The following is a 20,471-nucleotide window of genomic DNA, read 5'->3' as shown; positions in this document are numbered from 1 at the left end:
CCGGGCTACGCAGGGCCACGCCTGGGAACTCGCGGTGGTGGGGTGAAGCGCCGCTCACCCCACCCGTCTGGACACACCCGTAGCCTGGGCTTCAGCCCAGGGATGCGCCGGGCTGCTGCCGGGCACGAGGTCAGGGCTGCAGCGGGTTCTGTTCGCTGCACAGGTCCGGGTTGTCGTTCAGCACGCGGCGGATGCGGCCATTGTCGTAGTACGGCACTTCGGGGCAGTAGCGCTGGCCGGCGGCGGTCTGCACCGGTTTCCAGGTGGTTTCCTCGGTGCGCAGCAGGGTCGGCGGCTGGCCGGGCGGCGCGGGTTTCCAGACCTCGATGTAGGTGCGTTCGAGGAAATTGCCTTCGTCCATGTCGCAGGACGCGGGGTCGAGCCCACGCAGGCGCAGGCGGCCGTCGTCGCCCTGCTCCACCCGGCTGCTGTATTCGATGAAGCCGTTGCCGTAGCTGGGTATGACGTAGCACAGGCGCCGCTTGTCGCCGTCCATCAGCGGCAGCAGGTAGCTGCTGCGGGAGTCCACCTCCTGCACGTCGCCGTCCTGCCAGCGGTAGGTGGAAACGCCGTGTTCGCAGCAGCTGGCGCGCCAGTAGGTGTAGACGATGCGGTGGACCGGATCGAACTCCGCCGAGCTGATGTCCTGCAGCGTGGGCGGGGCGTCGACATAGCGGCCAGTGGCCGGGTCGTAGAGCCAGGTCTGGTGGGGGATGTTGGGGCCGGCCGGGAGGAACTGGGCGATGGTCAGGTCCGGCCAGCCGTCGAAGTTGGCGTCGATCAGCGAGGGCGTGAACATCCCGCAGGTGCCCTGGGACTCGGTGGCCAGGGTCTGCACCAGCTGGCCGTCCTTGTACAGGCGGATGGCCGAGACCATCGGCGGTGTGGGGCAACCGTCGCCCTCCTCCTCGGGCGGTGCGTCCGCCACCAGGCGCAGCTCGAAGGGGAAGCGCGCCTCCAGCGCGTCCTCGGCAGTGGCCGGGCGCAGGGCCAGGGGCAGCGAGCGCTTGCCGTTGGGCGAAATCCAGGTGCCGGTCAGGCCCTTCTCCAGCGAGGTGATGCGCCAGGTCCCGGTCGCCACGTTGGCACGGCTGCTGTCGGACTCGCCCAGCTCGGCTCCCTCACCGGCGATAGGCCCGCTGAGCCTGAGCACGTCGCGCGTCTGGTTGCTGCAAGGCTGGTAGCAATAACGGCCGCGCAGGCCATCGGCCACCCGCTGCAGGGACACCTCCACCGTCTTGGTGCCCAGGGTGCCGACCCAGCTGCGGTTCCACACCGGGATTTCCACCGCCGGGGCCGACACCTCGTCCGCCCGACCAGGCAGGGGCGGCGCCGCCAGCGCAAGGATCAGCCCGGAAAAAACGCCACGGTAAGAAAGGACAGTGCGCATGCAACCTCCATGTCGGCGGAATTGGGGCGCGCAGGGTAGCAGAGCCGGCGCCCGGCCCCTGAGACCTGGGCGAGCAAAACCGCCGGCACGGTGCCCGTACCGACACACCCGGCAAGAACAGCGGTCGTCACGGACGATCTGTTGCCAGCGACGCAACACAGGCCCCACTCTTGCGCATCGCCCCACAGGAGCCCGTGATGGACCGTTTCCAGGAGATGCAGGTGTTTCTCGCCGTGGCCGAGGAACAGGGCTTCGCCGCCGCCGCGCGCCGCCTGAACATGTCGCCACCCAGCGTGACCCGCGCCGTGGCGGCGCTGGAGGAGCGCATCGGCACACTGCTGCTGGCCCGCACCACCCGCAGCGTGCACATCACCGAGGCCGGCCAGCGCTACGTGGAAGACTGCCGGCGCATCCTCGCCGAGCTGGAGGAGGCGGAGGAATCCGCCGCCGGCAGCCACGCCAACGCGCGCGGCCAGTTGAGCGTCACCGCGCCGGTGCTGTTCGGCGAGCTGTTCGTCACCCCGCTGATGGTGGAGTACCTGGACCAGCACCCGGCGGTGCAGATCAAGGCGCTGCTGGTGGACCGGGTGGTCGCCATGGTGGACGAAGGCATCGACGTCGCCGTGCGCATCGGCCACCTGCCGGACAGCGGCCTCAACGCCGTGCGCGTCGGCGAAGTGCGCCGGGTGGTCTGCGCCTCGCCGGGCTTCCTCGCCACCCACGGCCGCCCCACCCACCCCACGCAGCTGCAGGAGGCCCAGGTGGTGGCCTCGGCCAGCAGCCAGGCGCTGGGCGAGTGGCAGTTCATCGAAGAAGACCGGCCGCTGAACATCCGCCCCCAGCCGCGCCTGGTGGTCACCGCCAACCAGGCCGCGATCCACGCCGCCTGCCTGGGCTGGGGGCTGACCCGGGTGCTGAGCTACCAGGTGGCCGACAAGGTGCGCCGGGGCGAGCTGGAGATCGTCCTGGAGGCCTTCGAGCAACCGCCGCTGCCGATCCACGTGGTGTACCAGGGCGGACGGCGGATCGCCGCCAAGGTGCGCACCTTCGTCGACTTCTGCACAGAACGCCTGGCCCGGGACCCGGCCCTGAACCGCAACCGGCAGCCCTGAACATGGACCGCCACGGGCAGATGCAGGCCTTCCTCGCCGTCAGCCAGACCCTGAGCCTGGCCGCCGCCGCGCGCCAGTTGGGGTTGTCGGCGCCCACCGTGACCCGCGCCGTGGAGGCACTGGAGCAGCGCCTGGGCCTGGCCCTGCTGCAGCGCAGCACCCAGGGCGTGACGCTGACCGAAGCCGGGCAGCGCTTCGCCGCCGACTGCGAGCTGCTGCTGCAGCAGGTGCGGGAAGCCGAAGCCTCGGCCGCCGGGCTGCACCTCGAACCGCGCGGTCGGCTCACGGTGAGCATGCCGCTGCTGCTCGGGCAGCAGGTGCTGACCCCGATGCTGCTGGACTACCTGCAGCGCTTCCCCGAGGTGGATGTGGTCGTCCGCTACCTGGAACGGCTGCCCAACCTGCATGAGGAAGGCCTCGACGTGGCCATCGTCGCCGGCAGCCTGCCGGATTCCTCCCTGGTGGCGCTGCCGGTCGGCCAGGTGCGCCGGGTGGTCTGCGCCAGCCCCGGCTACCTGGCCCGGCACGGCGAACCCCAGGCCCCGGCGGACCTCGCCCGGCACCGGATCATCCACGCCCTGGCGGACTCGCGGCTCCCCGAGTGGCGCTTTCGCGTCGACGGTGAGCTGCGCGCGTACCCACTGCGCCCGCGCCTGGCCTGCGCCACGACCCAGGGTGCGATCCAGGCGGCCTGCCTGGGCGGCGGCCTGACGCGCTGCCTGGGCTACCAGGCCCATGAGCAACTGGCCAACGGGCAGCTGCGCACCGTTCTCGACCCCTTCGCCCCGCCCCCTGTGCCACTGCACGTGGTGTACCGCGAGGGACGCCGCGCCGCCGCGCGGGTGCGCAGCTTCGTCGACCTGGCGGTGGCCGGCTTGCGCCACCACGGCGCCCTGAACGGGACGGGCGAGGACTAGCCGCTCGGCGTTTATTCCAGATTCCAAAACAAAGGATTGCCATTCCTGGCGATTCCGCCCAAACCCTTGCGCACCGAAGATGGCTCCACAGCACGGCCGACCGGCCCCTGTTTCCCCCACCTGTGCCACGGAGATCATCATGTCCAAGCCGATCAAGCTCTTTCACCACCCCCTGTCGGGCCACGCCCACCGCATCGAGCTGTTCCTCTCGCTACTGGGCGTCCCGGCGGAGCTGGTCTTCGTCGACCTGGCCAAGGGCGCCCACAAGAGCCCGGAATTCCTCGCTATGAACCCCTTCGGGCAGATCCCGGTGATCGACGACAACGGCGTGGTGCTCAGCGACTCCAACGCCATCCTCGTGTACCTGGCGAAGACGCATGACCCGGCCGGCCGGTGGCTGCCCAACGACCCGCTGGGCGCCGCCCGGGTGCAGCGCTGGCTCTCGGTGGCGGCCGGGCCGATCGCCTCGGGCCCGGCTACCGCGCGGTTGATCACCGTGTTCGGCGCACCCTACGAGGCCGAGCCCACCATCGCCCGCTCCCACGCGCTGCTCGCAGTCATCGAGCAGGAGCTGGCCCAGCGCCCCTTCCTCGCCGGCGACCAGGCGACCCTGGCCGATGTGGCGGGCTACAGCTACATCGCCCACGCGCCGGAGGGCAACGTGTCCCTGGAGCCCTACCCCCAGGTCCGCGCTTGGCTGGCCCGCGTCGAAGCGCTGCCCGGCTTCGTGCCGATGCCGCGCACGGCCGCCGGCCTGCAAAGCGCCTGACGCGCCCCCGGTGCAGCCACGGCTGCGCCGGGCCTTACGCCTCTCCAGCGGGAGCCCCACCATGAACCAGCCGACCGAGCCCTCCCCCTGGCACGCCGGGGAACAGCAACTGCAGGCACGCGCCGGGGTGGCCCAGCGCATGGCGGACATGGGCCGGCGGGTGATCCGCGACCACATGCCCGAGCAGCACCGCGCCTTCTACCGCCAGTTGCCCTTCGTGCTGCTGGGCTCGGTGGATGCCCAGGGGCGCCCCTGGGCCAGCATCCTCGAAGGCCCGGTCGGCTTCGCCCACTCGCCGGACCCACGCCTGCTGCGGCTGGACGCCCTGCCCCAGGCCGGCGACCCGGCCGCAGCCGCCCTCACCGACGGCGCGGCGGTCGGCCTGCTGGGCATCGAACTGCACAGCAGGCGGCGCAACCGCCTCAACGGTCAGGTGGTGGCCCGTGACGGGCATGGGCTGGGCATCGCCGTGGAACAGACCTTTGGCAACTGCCCGCAGTACATCCAGCTGCGCCAGTACGAGACCGTCGCAACCACGACCCCGCCAGCAGCCCCGGTCGAACACCTCGCCCAGCTGGACGATGCGGCACGCAAGGTGATCGCCAGCGCCGACACCTTCTTCGTCGCCAGCTACGTCACCCTCGCCGATGGCCACCGGACCGTGGACGTCTCCCACCGGGGCGGCCAGGCCGGCTTCGTCCGGGTGCGGGGCAACCGCCTGAGCATCCCGGACTTCGCCGGCAACCTGCACTTCAACACCCTCGGCAACCTGCTGCTCAACCCGCAGGCGGGCCTGCTGTTCATCGACTTCGCCAGCGGCGACATCCTGCAACTCAGCGGGCGCACCGAGCTGACGCTGGAGGGTGAGGAAATCCGCGCCTTCCAGGGTGCGGAACGGCTCTGGCACCTGGAGGTGGAGCAGGTCATCCGCCGCCCCGCCGCCCTGGCATTGCGCTGGGCCTTCCAGGGCTATTCCGCCAACAGCCTGATGACCGGCAGCTGGGAAGAGGCCGAGGCCCGCCTGCAGGCCGCCGCGCAGCGCGACCACTGGCGCCCGCTGCGGGTGACGCGGGTGCAGGACGAGAGCGCCAGCATCCGCTCCTTCTACCTGGAGCCCGCCGACCAGGGCGGCTGGCCGGCCTTCTCCGCCGGGCAGCACCTGCCGCTGCGGCTCCCCCTGCCGGGCCAGGCGCAACCCCTGATCCGCACCTACAGCCTGTCCAGTGCACCGTCGGACGGCTTCCTGCGGATCAGCGTGAAGCGCGACGGCCTCGTCTCCCAACACCTGCACGCGCACCTGGGCGTCGGCGGCCTGCTGGAGGCCAAGGCCCCGCGCGGCCGCTTCGTGCTCGATCCGGAGGAGCGCCGACCGCTGGTGCTGCTGGCGGCCGGCGTCGGCATCACGCCGCTGCTGAGCATGCTGCGCGAGGTGCACTACCAGAACCGTCGCCTGCGCCGTCGCCGTGTGGTCTGGCTGTTCCAGTCCGCGCGCCACGGGAGCGAGCTGGCCTTCGGCCGCGAACTGGCCGCCCTGCAGCAGGAAGCCGGCGACACGCTGCAGTGGCTGCGGGTACTCAGCCAGCCGGAAGGCGAACTGCAGGAGGGGCTGGACTTCGACCAGGCGGGGCGCATCGATACCGCCCTGCTCAAGGCCGTGCTGCCCTTCGACGACTACGACTTCGTCCTCTGCGGCCCCTCCGGCTTCACCCAGGCGCTGTACGACGACCTGCGGGCGCTGAACATCAGCGACAGCCGCCTGCACGCCGAGACGTTCGGCCCCTCCAGCCTGCAACGCCGGCCGGACACGGCCAGCCCAGCCGACGCGCTGCCCCCGGCGGCCACCGAGGCGGTGCCGGTACTGTTCCAGCAATCCGCCAAGGAGGCCCGCTGGCAGCCCGAAGGCGGCAGCCTGCTGGAGCTGGCGGAGAGCCGCGGGCTGCAGCCGGACTTCAGCTGCCGCAGCGGCTCCTGTGGCACCTGCCGCACGCGCATCCTCAGTGGCCAGGTGACCTACCCGCAGCCACCGGCCAGCCTGCCAGACGCGGGCGAGGCGCTGATCTGCTGCGCGGTGCCCGCCGCCGGTGCGCCACAGCCACTGTTGCTCGACCTTTAGCGGCTACCTTTGACACCACGCCCACACCTGAAGAGGCACGACCATGACCGCCGAAACCCGCCCCCCGCTTCCCCCCTTCACCCATGAAACCGCCGTGCAGAAGGTGCGCATGGCCGAAGACGGCTGGAACAGCCGCGACCCGGAGCGGGTTGCCCTGGCCTATACCGTCGACAGCCGCTGGCGCAACCGCAGCGAGTTCCCCCGTGGCCGCGAGCAGATCCGCGAGTTCCTCACCCGCAAGTGGCAGCGCGAGCAGCAGTACCGCCTGATCAAGGAACTCTGGGCCTTCGAAGGCCACCGCATCGCCGTGCGCTTCGCCTACGAATGGCACGACGCCGAGGGGCAGTGGTACCGCTCCTACGGCAACGAGAACTGGGAGTTCGACGAACACGGCCTGATGCAGGTCCGCCACGCCAGCATCAACGACCTGCCGATCCGCGAGGACCAGCGGCTGTTCCACTGGCCCCAGGGTCGGCGGCCCGACGAGCATCCCGGGTTGAGCGATCTGGGGTTGTAGGCGCCTGCAAGCCGGCGCAGGGTCAGCCGGAGCGTGCCAGGGCGGACCGGTACAGGGCGGCAGCGATGCCTTCGATCTCGGAGGCGAGGTGCAGCCGCTCGATCCAGCGGGCCGGAATGCCCTGCCGGCCGTAGAAGGCGCCGGCGATCTGGCCGGTGATGGCGGCGGTGGTGTCGGCGTCATCCCCCAGGTTGGCGGCGGCGAGTACCGCTGCCTCGAAGGAGTCGGTGGACCAGAAGCACCACAGGGAGGCTTCGAGGGAGGCGACGCTGTAGCCGGTGCCCTGGATCTGGTCACGCGACCTGTACCTGAAGCTGCCCTCGGCCAGGCGCCGGATGGCGGGCTCGGCATAGGCCTCCGGGGACAGCGCCAGCATCTCGTCCTTGCCCTGCCCCGCCAGCGCGTTGGCAATGACCTCCGCAAGCAGCAGGCACGATTCGATGGCCTCGGCCGCGCCATGGGTGGTGAGGGAGCTCTGGCGCGCCGCCCACCTCATCGCCTCGCGGTCCGGGTAGTAGAACAGCACAGCCGGAGCCAGGCGCATGAGCGAACCGTTGCCGGCGGTTCGAGGGTCGCTCGAGCCCGCGAACGGCTCTCCCGTCTCCTGGAAGCGCGTCAGTGCATCCCGGACCGTCATGCCGATGTCGAAGCACGCCCCCGTCGAACTCCAGTACCCCCATTGCCACCAGTTCAGGTAGCGGCTCATCTGGTCCCGGGCGTCGAACCCATTGCGCTCCAGCAGGCTTTCCGCCAGACACAACGCCATGGAGGTGTCGTCCGTCCACTGCCCCGGCGCCAGGTGGAAGGGCCCGCCGCCGACCATGTCGGTGATGGGGACGAGGGCGCTGCGCGGGGTGAACTCGAGGGTCGTGCCGACCGCGTCGCCACAGGCCAGGCCAAGCAGGCACCCTGCGTAGCGATCCGAGAGATGTGCGTTGTGCATGCGGGTGATTCCCTTCCGGTTCCTGGCTAAGCCCCACTGGCAGCGCCTTTCAGGCGGGCGCAGCGTAGCAGAGGTACTGTCTGGCGCCTGAGACGGTTCTGGCAAAACGGCCCGCAAGGCATGCCGGGCTGCGGCGCACCCGATGTATGCTCGGCGCCGCTCACACGGACGTACCCCGCCATGCAGAGGATGCCGACATGACACCCGCTCTCCGCGTTGCCGCCTTCGTGCTCATCACCGCCAGCAGCCTGGCCGCTCGGGCCGAAGCGCCCCTGCACGGCTACTACCGGGCCGCCACACCTGCCACGGGCCATTACCAGACCCTCACCGTGCTGGCCACGGCACACGGCCTGTCGTTCTTCTACGTGTCGGAATCGGGCGCCGCCCGCTGCGAAATACCGGGCATCGCAACCCCGGTCCCCGGTGCCGCCAGCACCTACCTGTTCACCGACGACCCGGACCATCACCTGTACGCCAGCTGGGAAGGCTACGGCGCGCCCGATGCATCACACCGCTGCCAGGTGAGCCTCGTCTTCGCAGAGGACAAGGTGGTGGTGAAACCGCTGGATGCGCAGCGCTGCCAGTCCTTCTGCGGCCTGCGGGGCGCCATCGGCGGCACCTTGGAGCGGGTGGGGCCTTGGGCGATGAACAAGGAGTGAGTGGCATTACCGGATCGGAGATGGCGCTCTTCGAGACAGTCACCCCAGCCTGGTAATGGGCGGGGATCAAAAAGGGCACCGTGGCGATGATGCCGCTCAGTCGCCCCGCTTTCTGCGCTTGGCCTTGGCCTTGTACATCTCCCGGTCGGCCAGCTTCAGCGCATCCTCGGCGGAGATGCCTTCCGGGGTGACAGCGGCCACACCGACGCTGGCGCCGGGGTAATGGATGTCGCCCAGCCCCTCGCCCAGCTCGAACGTCCCGACCGTCGCCTGGGCCAGGCGCTCCTGAAGCTGACTGGCAGCCTGTTGCATGCCATTCGGATTTGCCAGCTCGGCAGCTGCGCCGAGGGCGATGACCACGAACTCGTCGCCGCCCGTGCGCCCGAGGATGTCGCTGGCGCGCAGGCACGCCTGCAACTGAGCGGCCACGCCCCGCAACAACTGGTCGCCCGCCTGGTGGCCGTAGGTGTCGTTGATGCCCTTGAAACCATCCAGGTCGATCACCGCAACCAGCACGTACTTCTGTTCCCGCTGGGCCTGGGCGAACAGCCGGTTGAATTCACTGAGGATCGCCCGGCGGTTGGACAGCCCCGTGAGGCTGTCCGTCATGGCCAGCTTCGCCAGTTCGGCGTTGGCGGCCTGGAGCCGTTCCACCAGCAGCTCCCGCTCCAGCGAATAGCTGAGCAAGCCGGACATGAGCATCAGCAGCGGCTCCACGTCGGCGGAGCGGGCCACCTGTGCCGAACTGGCGGCGCACACCGTGCCCAGTACCCGGCCATCGTGGGAGCAGATGGGTGCGCTGAGGTAGGTCTTGATGCCCAGGGCAGCGGCGGCCTCGGAGTCGCCCCAGCACTCGGCGACGTTGTCGGAGTAGAGCCGCTTCTCTTCGAGCGCTCGCTTGCACAGCGTGTCCGCCCAGGGCACTACCAGCCCTTCCGGGATCACCATGCTGCCGACGTTGCGGGCGAACTCGACGCGCTGGATGCCTTCGTCGGTGTTGATGGTGGTGAGGTAGGTCGACTCCATCCCCGTGACCTGCCCCAGCAGGGCCAGCAGTGGCCGGGTCAGCTCCTCCAGGGTCCGGGCCTTGGGAACGGTTTCCGAGAGAAGCGACAGTATGTGGTCCATGGGCAAGAACTACGGCGTTGTGGACGGGTGCGGGATTGTTAGCCAAAAGCAGCCCGAATTGAACCAGGGGAAACCGCCTCTTGGCGGTAACCAGGCGCTACGGCAACCCGTTTCAATTCAGGATGTGAACGCGTCACGGTGCGTGCCTGACTCCACCGGCATCTGCCGACAAGGGTGCCGTCCGGTACTTCGTCGTGGTCGTCCATTTCGATGGGCGAGACGCCGCCAGTCCTCCTACTCGCTGCAGCCGGCAACGACACTGCTCCAATCATCCGCCCCACGCGAGCGCTACAATGGCGCCCGCGCCGATCCCCTGATCGGGCACGCCTGGAGCCTGCTTCCCGATGTTCACCCTCGTTACCCTCGACACGCCGCCGCCCGAGTCCCTGAAGAGCCAGGTCCTGCAGCTGGTGGTGGACGACTTCAGCGACATCAGCCCCGTGCCGCTCACGCCCAGCAACCCGCTCTACCCGCTGTACCAGTACGTGATCGGCTACGAGGTGCACCTCTACCTGCAGGCCATGGACAGCGGGCTGGACGGTGCCGCACGGCTCGTCCTGGCGCTGGATGACGAAGACCCTTCCCAGGTGCTCGGCTTTGCCCTCTTCCTGCCGAGCGCGGACGACGCCGAAGCCTGCACCCTCCCCTACATCGCCGTGAAGGCCAGCCACCGCCGGCGCAGCATCGGCCGTGCCCTGCTGCAGCAGGTGATCGCCCAGCGGACCCACCTCGAACTGGCCTGCGTCGCCAGCAAGGCACCACTCTTCGAAGCCATGGGGCTGCGCGTGCTGGCCGCCCAGGGGCCCCACGTCCTGCTCAACACCCGTGACCACCGCTCCGACGGCCTGGTCGCCGTGCAGGACCTCGCCCCCATCTACCAGTCCAAGGAAGTGCGGCAGATCCACGCCTACCTGGTGAAGCAGCACGGCAGCAAGGCCATGCGCGAAGCAGAAGCCAAGCGCGACCGGCTGCTGGACCAGTTGGCCTTCCACGCCCAGGCCCTGGTGAAGGAGCGCTTTCCCACGGTGCATTGAAGGTCGGTGCACCGCAGGAAAAGCACAGATGACAGCAGCTGGCTGAGTCGAGATCCTGTTCTCGGGTTTCAAGCCCGACTGGAAGAAGGACGCGCTGTGCTGCGCAACCCAGCCGGTCAAGGGCAAGGTTTCGTTCAGTGATGGCGGGAGGCAGGTTGTCTTGGCGCCCTGATGGCCGCCTCACTTGGCCACTGGGCCCGCTACCCTTCCCAGTGTCCCCTCTCGCAGAACAAGCCCCGGCTCCCACTCCGGCTCGCCGACCTTGACCGTTTCCAGCACCTGCCACCTGAGCGTGTCGCCCTGCAGCGTGGCCTTGCCCTTCACGACCTCGCCCGTTCGACCGCTGGTGACAAACAGAACGGCTTCGGAGCCCGTCACGGTTCCCCGGACTTCGCCGCCATCGTTGAGCTTGCCGCAGTTGACCGTGGCGAGGTAGTGCGTCCCGAGCACCGTGTTGCCCTGCTGGGTCAGATCGAAGCCGGCGCTTCCGCACTCGGCTTGGGCGGCCTGTTGCTCGGGCGTGCGCAGGTCCAGGTACCAGCTTCCGGTGAAGGTGGGTTCGGCGAGGCAAAGGGCGGGAATGGCCTGGAGCAGCAGCAGGGCTGCGAGCAGGCGGGCCAGGCGTGGTTGGCAGCGGGTGTGAGTGGCGAGGTGCGTAAGCCGCATGGCGATCCTTGTCCGTGCGCGGATGATGAAAGCCCCCGTGCAGAGGGCTTGGCAGTTGAGTTACCCCTGTCGATCAGTGCTGTTCCAGCTCCTGGCGCAATTGCTCCAGCAGTGCCTGCACCGTCAGTTCGGGGTTTGCCAGCAGGTAGCTCTTGGCCAGAATCGTCAACGGATGCACGCCCATGTTCTCCGCCAGCTCTGCCAGCTTGATGACCGAAGGGCTTTTGATGCCGCGCTCCACATCGCTGATGTAGCTCTGGCTTGCCCCCACCGATTCCTGGGAAAGATCGCTGCTGAGCCTCAACTCCTTGATGGCCTTCCCGAGGGCTTGCTTCAGTTCCATTCCACCTACTCGCAAAAAGGAACGATGAAGCCTTTCGTCTGGCCATTACTCCATACTCTATAGAGTATTATTTGCCGAATGAGAGCACCTCTTACGCCCTCTAGCTCCGGGGCTCTGAAAGGGAAGTTTCCGGCCAATGCACCTGCTCCCGAACACATGGACCTGCGACATCACGCGCGTCCTCGCCCAGCCACCCGGCGAGCCTCAGCTGCAGGCCCTCACCCACTGGCTCCAGAGCCTTGCCCCGACCGACCACGTCGTACTGTTCGTCAACGAAGGCCATTACCCGCCGCAGCCTCTCTACTACGCCCTGCCGCCCGAACGGCGACGGCGCTTCATCGATGACTACAGAAGCGGCCCCTACCTGCTCGACCCCTTCTACCTCAGCAGCCTCTTCGACAAGGTCGATGGGCTCTACAGCCTGCGGGACCTGGCGCGGGAAGGCTTCGAAAACGGCCACTACTTCCTCACCTACTACCACCGCTTGCGGCTGAGTGATCAGGTGGGCTTCTTCACCACCCCGGAGCCAGGCTGCCGAGCAGTGCTTTCGCTGATGAGGGCCACAGGCAAGAACGCGTACGGCGACGCGACGCTGCGGCTGCTGCATGACGCCATGCCGGTCGTGGAGGACGTGGTGCGCCTGGCCTGGGCGGCGAGGAGCCAGCCACGGGCGGATGCCCTGCGGCCGACCGAGCATGTGCGCGCGGTATTCAGCAGCTTTGGGGAGGAACTGCTGACGCGGCGGGAGCACACGATTGCCCAGCTGATGCTGCAGGGCTACTCCAGCCTGGAGATCGCCAGGCAACTGCGCATCGCCTGGAGCACCGTGAAGGTCCACCGGCGCAACCTGTACGAGAAGCTGGAAGTGGACAGCCAGGCGCAACTCTTCGGGCTGTTCATGGGCGAGCTGCTTGGCGCGGAATTGTTCAGCAGGCCAAAGCGGCGGCAACGTCGATATCGGCGCCAGTCCTGACATCGCTCCAGAGCCCTCCACCCCACACCGGAACACCGCAATCAACCCAAGCCATTCGCACGCGCCCCACGCCCGAATGGACAGTGGCTGCACGCTGTAACAGCGACATGAGGACGCTCGACTTCACAGGCAGGCACGGCCCCCGAGTTGCGGTAGCATCCCGCGCTTGCCATGGAGAGTGATATGCAAAACCGATACGGACGACTCGCCTCGTGGATTTATCACCTGGATAAACCCATCGGCCATTCATTTGGAGATCTGGAGTACTACCAAGAGCGTCTGGCGGACGTTGATGGCCCGGTACTGGAGCCCGCAGTGGGGAATGGGCGGATCTTCATACCGCTGCTGGAGAAGGGCCTGGCCATCGAGGGCTTCGATGCCTCCCACGAGATGCTCGAATACTGCCGGCAGGAATGCCGGGCGCGAGGGCTGCCCGCGCCCCTCACACAGCAGACATTCGAGCAGTTCCGCTACGACCAGCGATTTGCGGCCATCATCATGCCCGCCGGGTCATTCCAGCTGATTACCGAAACCACCACCGCAATGACCGTGCTCAAACGGTTCTGGAATCACCTGCAGCCCGGCGGGCGATTGATCATCGACATCGACCCCATCGAGAGCATCATCGGGGAGGCACAGGCGGCACGGAGCTGGACAGTGGATGGCAGCAACCTTCTCACACTGACCAGCCACCGGGCCGAAGTGGACTACCGCAAGCAAACCACGCTGTCCCATCTGCACTACCAGCATTGGCAAGACGGCACCTTGCAGTCCGCCGAGCTGGATCTGTTCCACTTGCGCTGGTGGGGCGTCGACGAACTGGCATTCGCACTGCGCGAAGCGGGCTTTGTAGAGGTGGTGGCGTCAGGCGGCTACCAGCATGGCCGCTCCCCTTGCCAGAGCGATCACATCATCAGCTTCGAAGCACGCCGCCCAGGTTGACGAGGCCGTGAACAAGGGCGCGGCAAAGGTGGCGCACGGCGGATCGAAAGCGGCCGCGTCCACGCCAACCGGGAAGGGCCGTAACCCCGGCACGTTCATCCCGAATCGAAGGGTGAACGTGCCGATCAGCGCAATCCACAACCACACCGCTGAGTGCGCCCGAGGCGGTTGTTCAAGCAACCGCCTCACTCGGTCAGCGGCAGATCGTGGGCTCGGCCTGACGTAACGCTTTCCGCCCCAAGACCCGCCACTTTCTCCCAGCCAAGACGGCAGCCTGTCGCCGTGCCGGCCCCCTCCTCCCCTTGCCCTCGGGCTCGGCCGTCCCTATCCTGCGCCGGCCACGGTCAATCCCGTGGCCGGGTTTAGCGACCCGAAAGACATTGGCGCGATTGCGCCAGCTGGTGCATGCGAGAAACGGCGGATGTTTCTTGCAGGCATTGGCACGCATGCAGTTTTTACTGCACCGCTCTATGGCAGATCGCGTGGGGAGACCCTCGGGTCTGCCGGATTCCAATGTCTCCGGTTCGCTAACCCTGCGCGGTCTGCCACCCTTTCGTTTAGCGACGTAGGTGGCAGCTCCTTAACCGACATTGGAGCAACACCATGCATGACGCATTCACCCCCATCACCTTCCAACGCCACTGCCATCAACTGCGCGCCGTCATGATCGACAACCGCCCCTGGTTCGTCGCCCTCGACTTCGCCCTGATGATCGCCGCCACCCGGCCCTACCGCCTGACCAAACGCCTCTACCCCCACCAATTCCGCTTCGCCTTTCTGCGCTACAGCACAGGGCGCTGCGAAGAAGTGGAACTGGTCAGTGACGCCGGCCTCTACCGCGCCCTCTACCGCTTCGGCCACCCCGAGCACTGCGCCCTCAGCCAGTGGCTCAGCGACGAAGTGATCCCCACCCTCCACGACTACCACCGCGACCCGCAGGCCAGCCCGCGACGCATCCTCATGACCTGGGCCAACCAGCGCATCGCCGCCTTGCACTGGCAAAGCGAAACCTGGATCGCCCGCCAGGACCTGCCGCGTTTCATGGCGGTGCATGACGACCCGCTGTTGGGGGATGGGCCGAGTTGGAGGCGGTTTTTCTAGAGGTGCAGAAATGAAAAACGCCGCATGGGAGTGCGGCGTTTTTGGTAGGAATGGCAGTTGTCGGCCAATAGCTGACATTGCCCATGGCTGCGGGGCGGCTGCTTTTTTTGAACAAGTAGAAAGGATTTGGCTCGCTCATGATGTTAATCGTGCCATCTGGCCCCACGGCAATGAGTTTGCTCATGTACTCTCGTGAGCGTCGTAAGTAGTGTGAGGCCACCACTGCGTCTGCGGCCGTACGGATACCGCATCCATAATTTATTGGAGTTTGATGTTGAAAAATTACTCGCAGAGAACGCGCGCTCGGGGGAGAAGCAGCCGCAGGAGATCGTTAGTGGTTATTACGCTGGTCGTTTTAGTCGCACTATTGGTCGCTGCAGCACTAGTTCAAAATCGTGGGCTGCAGATTAATGCAAAGCGGTATGAGATTGACGTAAAACTCAATCCGACAGCGCAACCGGCCCCCTCTATTGCCACCCACAACGACGGCTCGCCCATCGTTACCGCACCGGATGCGAAGGTCGAGGTTCACGTGACTAGGCCAACTAAGTCGGCGCCTGCACACCCCCCTGAAAATGGCGGAATGTCCACCAACGGAGCAGCCTCACCGATCGTGACCGGACAGGGCGCCGTGGTTAAGTCCACGGTCGATACTCGACCATGAGGGAGGCTAAGCTTCGCAGTGCGGCGGTAATGCTTTGGGTGCTGGTTATGCCTCAGTTGGCCCTGGCACAGTCACCGAATATGCAGACCACGGGCCCATGCTCGTCCATCGTCAGCGGTCCGGGCGCATCGGGGACAAGTTATTGCATCGGCATCACCGACGAAGCGTTGAAACGCCTGACCAACATCACTGCCGCTACCCAAGGTCGCAGGCTCTTTGTTGCAGAGGCTTGGCTTAGTCCAACACTGATGTTCGGACGACCTAGTGGTGACAAGCAATCTGTTAACGAGCAGGTGTTCTTGTCCGTGCGCGCGACGAACATCACGGCGGTGCCCATTGTTTTGACTGCAGCTAAGTGGGAGATAGTGCAGGCGAGAAATCTGTCGAAGGTCGGCGGCTCGTTCGGCGCCAGAAACTTGTTGTGGCCTGCGCTTTCAGCGAACAAGCCAATTAAGATCGAGGCTGGCGAACAGGTTGACGTCAAGTTCGGTGAAGGGTTGCAACTGAGTGGTATGGCCAGTCGCCTGCGTAAAAACCGTGAACTGGACAGTGCATCTACATTGCCTGTCGAACCGACACGGATCAACGGCGACAAATACATCAACTGGTTCGCCGAACAGATGGGGCTGCTATACGGGCCCCAGGCCAAGCTGCGGCTCACGCTATATGAGGGTGACTACAAGCCTATTGCTAGTCTGTCACTGCCATTGGCCCAGGGCGTGGACTTTTTCTATCGAGGCGAGGCGGTGGACCAGAAAGGAAACGTGCAGTACGCGCCCCGCCTAGCGTACGACGCCTTCCTAGGGCAGTACCTCGAAATGCGGGCAAATATGGAGCCTGGGTTTCGTATCAATACTCCGCAGACCAGAGTGATTGAGGTGACTCCAGACCCTACTGTGTGGGGTAAGCAAAGGTATCAAGATCTGGGCGTTCAAGAGCGACCTGAGCAGTGACGCTGCGCGCAGCGTCTGCTATCGGCCAGGAGCTGCCATTCACGACAGACAGATGACTCTCGGCAGCATCAGTATCGGGGTCTGTCCCCGACTATTCCGTAAGAAAAATGGAGTTTTATATGCCAAGGACTGACCTTAAAGTCCCGTTCTCGCAGAAAGATGAAGCCAAGTCACTTGGCGCACGATGGGATCCGACACTGAAAGTCTGGTATGTTCCAGACGGGGTCGATATAGCACCTCTTGTGCAGTGGTTGCCTGTAGCCAAAGAAGATGATCTTGAGCACGAGCCGGAATTCCTTGTTCGCTCGCCCTATTACTATGTGATCGAGTCAGCTACCAGTTGCTGGAAATGCTTCAACTCGACGCGTGTTTTTTCCTTCGTGCTTCCTGAGGAACACGAGCAGTTTGAGCTTGTTGAGGATGAAGACGAAGGTTTCACGCTTTCAGCCAACCGTGGTGAGTGGAGCTGTCGTGGATACCGCGGAACTGCCTCTAGCGTCAGCAGCTTATCTCCGCAGGTTGCAAAACAGCTTAGCCGTTTCACTGAAAACTTTAAGTCTGCATACAGTAAAGCTGGCGGCCGATACATGATGAATCACTGCGAGCACTGCGGATCGAAGCAGGGCGATTTCTTTATGCACAGTGAGCCGGGTGGGGCTTTCTTCCCCACTTCGCCAGAGCAGGCTAGCCGAATGATCCTGACGAAGATCAACGAGCGGTTTGAGTCTAATTGTGGAGTCGGTTTTGCTTCTGACGACTTTCTGGACTGCATGCGTGTTCAAGAGCAGAGCTAAACGTCCAAACTCAGTAAAAGTGGAGATAGGCCGCGGCTGGGGGAGATGCAACGACGGTCAACTAACGACCAAAACGACCGTTCAGGAACATGACGATCATGATTTTTCTCTGTTTTCAAATGAGATCGAACCTGTTGACCGATACCTCTGAGTGGCTTGAGCAGCGTCTCGTTTGAAGGTTGAAGGACATGGCGGCGGACGCCAGTGATTCGCACTCTGGAAAAAGGAATTAAGAATGCGGGTAGCCAATTTAAGGATCGATGGTTTTCGCGGGGTGAGGACGGGCTTTGTGCAGTTCGGCAAGCATGCTGTTCTCATTGGAGATAACAATACCGGCAAGACCACGCTAATCGAAGCTATGACTCTTGTGCTTGGCAGGGATCGCTTAGTGCGGGAGCTGACCGAGCATGACTTCTATGGATCTAACCCGCAGGCAGCAGATAGGATCAAGATTGTCGCTACGATCACTGATTTTCCGGAGGATGATCCAGAGCAAAGCAGCCAGTGGTTTCGTGATGGGAGAGCGGTTGTTAAGTGGCTCGATGAGGAGACAGGCCACGTGCATCCGCGACGCGAAAACTTGGCGTGGAAGCTATGTTGCCAGCTTGGTGTGCAAGCTCGTTTCGACCTTGAAAGCCTGGGCGTGGAAACCATTCGCTACTTCCATGACCACGAAGAACCCATTGATCCTTTTGCTGATGAGGCGCCTGCCCCGGTGCCTGGCAAGCTTATACAGGAACTGAGCTTCTATCTGGTGCGCGCGAGCCGGACTTGGGACAAGGTCTTCTCATGGGGTAATGAGCTTTTCAAGCGCACGGTGCTGGCCGCTGCGGCTCAGCCTGCTGGTTCATTGCTCGCTGAACGAGACCGTTTGAGGGCTCCGGCCCAGCCAATCGATGCCGACCCAGGTATTCAACCTCTGATCCAGAATCTAAATAGTGAGCTTGCTCTCTCATTCCCGAACGCTCCGAAAGTCCAGTTGAGGCTCACAAGCACCGACAGCCGGTCGGTGATGGAGGCAGTGTCAGCCCACTTTTCAGGAGCGGATGGCTTCAGCATACCCGCAGGGAGACAAGGCAGTGGGCTGGTATCCATGCAAGGCTTGCTATTGCTTCTTGAGCTTGGTCGCGCTCGTGCTTTAAGTGGCGGAGAGTTTCTGATGGCTCTCGAAGAGCCTGAAATCCATCTCCCACCTTCTGCACAGCAACGACTGGTTCAGCGTGTTCAAGCGCTATCGACCCAGACTTTCGTGACGACCCATTCGCCGCTCGTTGCTAGCATCGCGGATCCGATCTCCGTTTTGGTTTTGAAAAAGCATGAGGGGAGGCTTTCAGCTGAGCCTTTCTTGGCCAGTCCGCTTGTGGCGGCGACTCCAAATTGGAAGCGTAAGTTTTTCCAGCACAGCCGTATAGACGTGCTGAGTGCGTTAATGCAACCCACGCTTCTTGTTCCAGAGGGGCGTGCTGACTTCCAACTAATTCGTTGCATTCTACGGCCGCTGATGATGACCGAAGGATGGGTCGATACGATGCCACGGCCGTTCGGTATCGAAGTCGGTGTAGTTCCCACAGAGGACGCAAATGTCGTCGAGACTCAGAGGCTGATGACACGTCTTCACCAGAGGGTATGTTGCTTGGTGGATGGAGACGCGGCCGGCCTAGGATATGCAGATCAGTTGCAGCAAGAAGCTGCACCGCCGAGTGCGATCATCCGCTGGCACGATGGCGCAATGATTGAGGATGCCATCGGTTGGATCCTTGAAGCCGACGAAGCCGTAGTTGTAGAGAAGCTGGCTGAAATCTCTCCTCAGGCGCCTGCGTCCAGCGCTGACATTGTTGCGTATCTCAAAGCCAAGAAGATGGACATCATCGCCTATGAAAGCCTTGCTGATGCCATTGCTACGACGCAAGCATGCAGAGGGCGTGCAGCGGATCTCTTGAGCGGTCTGGCTTGTGCATGTGTCGGCGATGAATCTACCCAGCGATTTGCGCGTGGAGCCGACGGGGTGTGGGTCTTCCAGCCATGACAATCCACGCATTCACTGGTGGCGCCGGTTGTGGCAAAACTCACATGCTCATGACTTCGCTGTCTGCATATCTGGACGCGACACCACTTCATGCAGGGCAGAAGGTTCTGGCGCTTACGTTTATGCATGGATCTCGTCGACGCCTGGAGGAGCGTCTGGGAATGCTTCAGAGCCTGAGGGGTAGGGCGGAATGCATGACCATTGATAGCTTTGCATGGCGTCTAATTAGACGTTGGCGTTCGCTTACCGCAGCTCTCGGCTTCGTAAACATAGAGCCAAGTGAGCACGAACGCGTTTGTGAAGCTGCCAGCGCGCTTTTACAAATTAAAGAGGTCCAAAGTTGGGTGGTGATGACGTTTCCAATACTCGTCGTAGATGAAGCCCAAGATATGACTGTGGATCGCCTCGGCATGGTTGCAGGTCTGGCCAATAGATTGGAGGTATTTGTTGCAGCCGACGAGTTTCAATGTCTCAGCGAGGAGCTTCGACCCAACCCTGCATGCGTTTGGCTTTCCCAAGTATGCGTTCCTGAAGAGCTTACGCAGCCACGCCGGACCAACGTCGATGAGCTGCTTAATGCAGCGCGAGCGATTCGTGCCGGCGAAGCACCAAAGTCCGGGAACTACTTCAAAGTTGCGCTAACGCCGAGGTCACCCTTGGCTGGAGCATGGATCAATTCCAACTTGAGTTGGTACGGCGGTGGCAAGAGTGTCGCGATAATAACTCCAATGCTTGGGGCATTTGCGATAGCTGCATTGACTTGGGCGGCTGCGAATAAAACCAAGAAAGGTGCAGGCCCTTACAGCATCTCTTGGGAGCAGTCAGAAGCAAAAGCTGCTACCGATTATATGGCGACGATTCAACTGGACAACCAGGCCGATTCGCCTTCAATTGCTGCCGCTCTCTTAGCCGCTGGTGACGCGAGAGTTGCCAGCGATGTGATCGAATGGTTGGAGATTCAACGCCGCACAAAGGCGAAGGTGGAGTTCTCAAGGAATGAGGTCGAAAAAATAGTGGCACAATCATTTGCACAGCGCCGCCAATCTCGACGAAGCGGAGTGCGTGGATGGAAAGGCATGACAGTTCACGGTGCCAAAAACCGTGAGTTTGACAACGTCATTGTGCTCTGGCCTGCCGGAGTCGGTGGAAGCGATGAGCAGAAGAGGCGTTTGCTCTATAACGCGGTGACACGTGCGAAGGAGCGATGCATTGTCCTTGTGCAAGCAACTGCCCACATAAGCCTGCCTCCCTTCACGTAATCGCGCAGAGCTACCGCCGAATTCGCTCTCTGATCCTGCGACGTCCTCGTAGAAAAAAGGACAGATTTGTTTACTAGGCCACCGCCCGCTCTTGGCCGATAACAGCCCTTCAAAACAAACACCACTTCCCTCCCCCACAAAAAAACCCCGGCCTGGCGCCGGGGTCAG

At 64.1% G+C, this 20,471-nt stretch carries 20 protein-coding genes; 15 read left to right on the top strand and 5 right to left on the bottom strand.

Annotated elements, in window-relative coordinates:
• Nucleotides 1-130 precede the first annotated feature (130 nt).
• Entirely contained in the window at nucleotides 131-1,390 is a 1,260-nt protein-coding gene (locus SZ55_RS02150) for an XAC2610-related protein (protein WP_044400532.1), read from the bottom strand.
• 197 nt (nucleotides 1,391-1,587) lie between these two features.
• Here SZ55_RS02150 and SZ55_RS02145 point away from each other — a divergent pair, with 197 nt between their 5' ends.
• The 5 genes from SZ55_RS02145 (at nucleotide 1,588) to SZ55_RS02125 (ending at nucleotide 6,818) form a co-directional block, all read left to right on the top strand.
• A complete protein-coding gene (locus SZ55_RS02145; protein ID WP_044400529.1) occupies nucleotides 1,588-2,502 on the top strand; it encodes a LysR family transcriptional regulator in 915 nt (304 codons plus the stop codon).
• A gap of 2 nt (nucleotides 2,503-2,504) precedes the next feature.
• Complete coding sequence (locus tag SZ55_RS02140) at nucleotides 2,505-3,419, top strand: LysR family transcriptional regulator (protein ID WP_044400526.1); 915 nt, start codon at nucleotides 2,505-2,507, stop codon at nucleotides 3,417-3,419.
• Nucleotides 3,420-3,558: 139 nt separating this feature from the next.
• Nucleotides 3,559-4,188, top strand: coding sequence for a glutathione S-transferase family protein (locus tag SZ55_RS02135; RefSeq protein WP_044400523.1), 630 nt, complete (start codon nucleotides 3,559-3,561; stop codon nucleotides 4,186-4,188).
• A gap of 61 nt (nucleotides 4,189-4,249) precedes the next feature.
• Nucleotides 4,250-6,301 carry a pyridoxamine 5'-phosphate oxidase family protein gene (locus SZ55_RS02130; RefSeq protein ID WP_044400520.1) on the top strand — a complete coding sequence of 684 codons (2,052 nt, stop codon included), beginning with the start codon at nucleotides 4,250-4,252 and terminating at the stop codon, nucleotides 6,299-6,301.
• A gap of 43 nt (nucleotides 6,302-6,344) precedes the next feature.
• The gene (locus tag SZ55_RS02125) at nucleotides 6,345-6,818 is read left to right on the top strand and encodes a nuclear transport factor 2 family protein (protein WP_044400517.1); all 474 of its coding nucleotides are present in this window, start codon (nucleotides 6,345-6,347) and stop codon (nucleotides 6,816-6,818) included.
• 22 nt (nucleotides 6,819-6,840) lie between these two features.
• Here SZ55_RS02125 and SZ55_RS02120 read toward each other — a convergent pair whose 3' ends face one another.
• Entirely contained in the window at nucleotides 6,841-7,761 is a 921-nt protein-coding gene (locus SZ55_RS02120) for an ADP-ribosylglycohydrolase family protein (protein WP_044400514.1), read from the bottom strand.
• A gap of 197 nt (nucleotides 7,762-7,958) precedes the next feature.
• Between SZ55_RS02120 and SZ55_RS02115 the strand changes: the two genes are divergently transcribed.
• On the top strand, nucleotides 7,959-8,420 hold the full coding sequence (locus SZ55_RS02115; RefSeq protein ID WP_044400512.1) for a hypothetical protein: 462 nt from the start codon (nucleotides 7,959-7,961) through the stop codon (nucleotides 8,418-8,420).
• 96 nt (nucleotides 8,421-8,516) lie between these two features.
• On the opposite strand, the gene SZ55_RS02110 is transcribed toward SZ55_RS02115, so the two are convergent.
• Nucleotides 8,517-9,548 carry a sensor domain-containing diguanylate cyclase gene (locus tag SZ55_RS02110; protein ID WP_044400511.1) on the bottom strand — a complete coding sequence of 344 codons (1,032 nt, stop codon included), beginning with the start codon at nucleotides 9,546-9,548 and terminating at the stop codon, nucleotides 8,517-8,519.
• Between the two features lie 344 nt (nucleotides 9,549-9,892).
• Between SZ55_RS02110 and SZ55_RS02105 the strand changes: the two genes are divergently transcribed.
• Nucleotides 9,893-10,582: a GNAT family N-acetyltransferase gene (locus SZ55_RS02105; RefSeq protein ID WP_044400509.1), complete on the top strand. Its 690-nt coding sequence runs from the start codon at nucleotides 9,893-9,895 to the stop codon at nucleotides 10,580-10,582.
• A gap of 180 nt (nucleotides 10,583-10,762) precedes the next feature.
• Here SZ55_RS02105 and SZ55_RS02100 read toward each other — a convergent pair whose 3' ends face one another.
• Both SZ55_RS02100 and SZ55_RS02095 read right to left on the bottom strand, forming a co-directional pair.
• Nucleotides 10,763-11,248 carry a hypothetical protein gene (locus SZ55_RS02100; protein ID WP_044400506.1) on the bottom strand — a complete coding sequence of 162 codons (486 nt, stop codon included), beginning with the start codon at nucleotides 11,246-11,248 and terminating at the stop codon, nucleotides 10,763-10,765.
• Between the two features lie 73 nt (nucleotides 11,249-11,321).
• Nucleotides 11,322-11,591 (bottom strand): helix-turn-helix domain-containing protein, encoded by a 270-nt coding sequence (locus SZ55_RS02095; RefSeq protein WP_044400503.1) that lies wholly within the window; start codon nucleotides 11,589-11,591, stop codon nucleotides 11,322-11,324.
• A gap of 136 nt (nucleotides 11,592-11,727) precedes the next feature.
• On the opposite strand from SZ55_RS02095, the gene SZ55_RS02090 reads away from it, so the two are divergent.
• The 8 genes from SZ55_RS02090 to SZ55_RS27235 all read left to right on the top strand — a co-directional run bounded on the left by SZ55_RS02090 (nucleotide 11,728) and on the right by SZ55_RS27235 (nucleotide 20,303).
• Entirely contained in the window at nucleotides 11,728-12,564 is an 837-nt protein-coding gene (locus tag SZ55_RS02090; protein WP_044400500.1) for a helix-turn-helix transcriptional regulator, read from the top strand.
• Between the two features lie 183 nt (nucleotides 12,565-12,747).
• Nucleotides 12,748-13,506, top strand: coding sequence for a class I SAM-dependent methyltransferase (locus SZ55_RS02085; RefSeq protein WP_044400497.1), 759 nt, complete (start codon nucleotides 12,748-12,750; stop codon nucleotides 13,504-13,506).
• Nucleotides 13,507-14,109: 603 nt separating this feature from the next.
• A complete protein-coding gene (locus tag SZ55_RS02080; protein ID WP_044400494.1) occupies nucleotides 14,110-14,607 on the top strand; it encodes a BRO-N domain-containing protein in 498 nt (165 codons plus the stop codon).
• A gap of 334 nt (nucleotides 14,608-14,941) precedes the next feature.
• The gene (locus SZ55_RS27840) at nucleotides 14,942-15,271 is read left to right on the top strand and encodes a hypothetical protein (RefSeq protein WP_152644422.1); all 330 of its coding nucleotides are present in this window, start codon (nucleotides 14,942-14,944) and stop codon (nucleotides 15,269-15,271) included.
• A 47-nt stretch (nucleotides 15,272-15,318) separates the two neighbouring features.
• Nucleotides 15,319-16,224 (top strand): hypothetical protein, encoded by a 906-nt coding sequence (locus SZ55_RS02075; RefSeq protein ID WP_236692379.1) that lies wholly within the window; start codon nucleotides 15,319-15,321, stop codon nucleotides 16,222-16,224.
• A 119-nt stretch (nucleotides 16,225-16,343) separates the two neighbouring features.
• Nucleotides 16,344-17,018: a DUF5710 domain-containing protein gene (locus tag SZ55_RS02070; protein ID WP_044400491.1), complete on the top strand. Its 675-nt coding sequence runs from the start codon at nucleotides 16,344-16,346 to the stop codon at nucleotides 17,016-17,018.
• Nucleotides 17,019-17,253: 235 nt separating this feature from the next.
• Complete coding sequence (locus SZ55_RS02065; RefSeq protein WP_044400488.1) at nucleotides 17,254-19,044, top strand: ATP-dependent nuclease; 1,791 nt, start codon at nucleotides 17,254-17,256, stop codon at nucleotides 19,042-19,044.
• Nucleotides 19,041-20,303 (top strand): ATP-binding domain-containing protein, encoded by a 1,263-nt coding sequence (locus tag SZ55_RS27235; protein ID WP_082078118.1) that lies wholly within the window; start codon nucleotides 19,041-19,043, stop codon nucleotides 20,301-20,303. The genes SZ55_RS02065 and SZ55_RS27235 overlap by 4 nt, the downstream gene beginning before the upstream one ends.
• Nucleotides 20,304-20,471: the final 168 nt, after the last annotated feature.

Source organism: Pseudomonas sp. FeS53a, assembly GCF_000931385.1.
Classification (GTDB): domain Bacteria; phylum Pseudomonadota; class Gammaproteobacteria; order Pseudomonadales; family Pseudomonadaceae; genus Metapseudomonas; species Metapseudomonas otitidis.
This window is presented reverse-complemented; position numbering and strand designations above follow the sequence as displayed.

Bases quoted from the DNA above. Each gene is read 5' to 3' on its own strand.
- SZ55_RS02080 (WP_044400494.1), top strand. From the start codon at position 14,110: ATGCATGACGCATTCACCCCCATCACCTTCCAACGCCACTGCCATCAA.
- SZ55_RS02115 (WP_044400512.1), top strand. From the start codon at position 7,959: ATGACACCCGCTCTCCGCGTTGCCGCCTTCGTGCTCATCACCGCCAGC.
- SZ55_RS02105 (WP_044400509.1), top strand. From the start codon at position 9,893: ATGTTCACCCTCGTTACCCTCGACACGCCGCCGCCCGAGTCCCTGAAG.
- SZ55_RS02070 (WP_044400491.1), top strand. From the start codon at position 16,344: ATGCCAAGGACTGACCTTAAAGTCCCGTTCTCGCAGAAAGATGAAGCC.
- SZ55_RS02085 (WP_044400497.1), top strand. From the start codon at position 12,748: ATGCAAAACCGATACGGACGACTCGCCTCGTGGATTTATCACCTGGAT.
- SZ55_RS02130 (WP_044400520.1), top strand. From the start codon at position 4,250: ATGAACCAGCCGACCGAGCCCTCCCCCTGGCACGCCGGGGAACAGCAA.
- SZ55_RS02095 (WP_044400503.1), bottom strand. From the start codon at position 11,591: ATGGAACTGAAGCAAGCCCTCGGGAAGGCCATCAAGGAGTTGAGGCTC.
- SZ55_RS02145 (WP_044400529.1), top strand. From the start codon at position 1,588: ATGGACCGTTTCCAGGAGATGCAGGTGTTTCTCGCCGTGGCCGAGGAA.
- SZ55_RS02075 (WP_236692379.1), top strand. From the start codon at position 15,319: ATGCCTCAGTTGGCCCTGGCACAGTCACCGAATATGCAGACCACGGGC.
- SZ55_RS02120 (WP_044400514.1), bottom strand. From the start codon at position 7,761: ATGCACAACGCACATCTCTCGGATCGCTACGCAGGGTGCCTGCTTGGC.
- SZ55_RS02100 (WP_044400506.1), bottom strand. From the start codon at position 11,248: ATGCGGCTTACGCACCTCGCCACTCACACCCGCTGCCAACCACGCCTG.
- SZ55_RS02135 (WP_044400523.1), top strand. From the start codon at position 3,559: ATGTCCAAGCCGATCAAGCTCTTTCACCACCCCCTGTCGGGCCACGCC.
- SZ55_RS02140 (WP_044400526.1), top strand. From the start codon at position 2,505: ATGGACCGCCACGGGCAGATGCAGGCCTTCCTCGCCGTCAGCCAGACC.
- SZ55_RS02065 (WP_044400488.1), top strand. From the start codon at position 17,254: ATGCGGGTAGCCAATTTAAGGATCGATGGTTTTCGCGGGGTGAGGACG.
- SZ55_RS02150 (WP_044400532.1), bottom strand. From the start codon at position 1,390: ATGCGCACTGTCCTTTCTTACCGTGGCGTTTTTTCCGGGCTGATCCTT.
- SZ55_RS27235 (WP_082078118.1), top strand. From the start codon at position 19,041: ATGACAATCCACGCATTCACTGGTGGCGCCGGTTGTGGCAAAACTCAC.
- SZ55_RS02110 (WP_044400511.1), bottom strand. From the start codon at position 9,548: ATGGACCACATACTGTCGCTTCTCTCGGAAACCGTTCCCAAGGCCCGG.
- SZ55_RS02090 (WP_044400500.1), top strand. From the start codon at position 11,728: ATGCACCTGCTCCCGAACACATGGACCTGCGACATCACGCGCGTCCTC.
- SZ55_RS02125 (WP_044400517.1), top strand. From the start codon at position 6,345: ATGACCGCCGAAACCCGCCCCCCGCTTCCCCCCTTCACCCATGAAACC.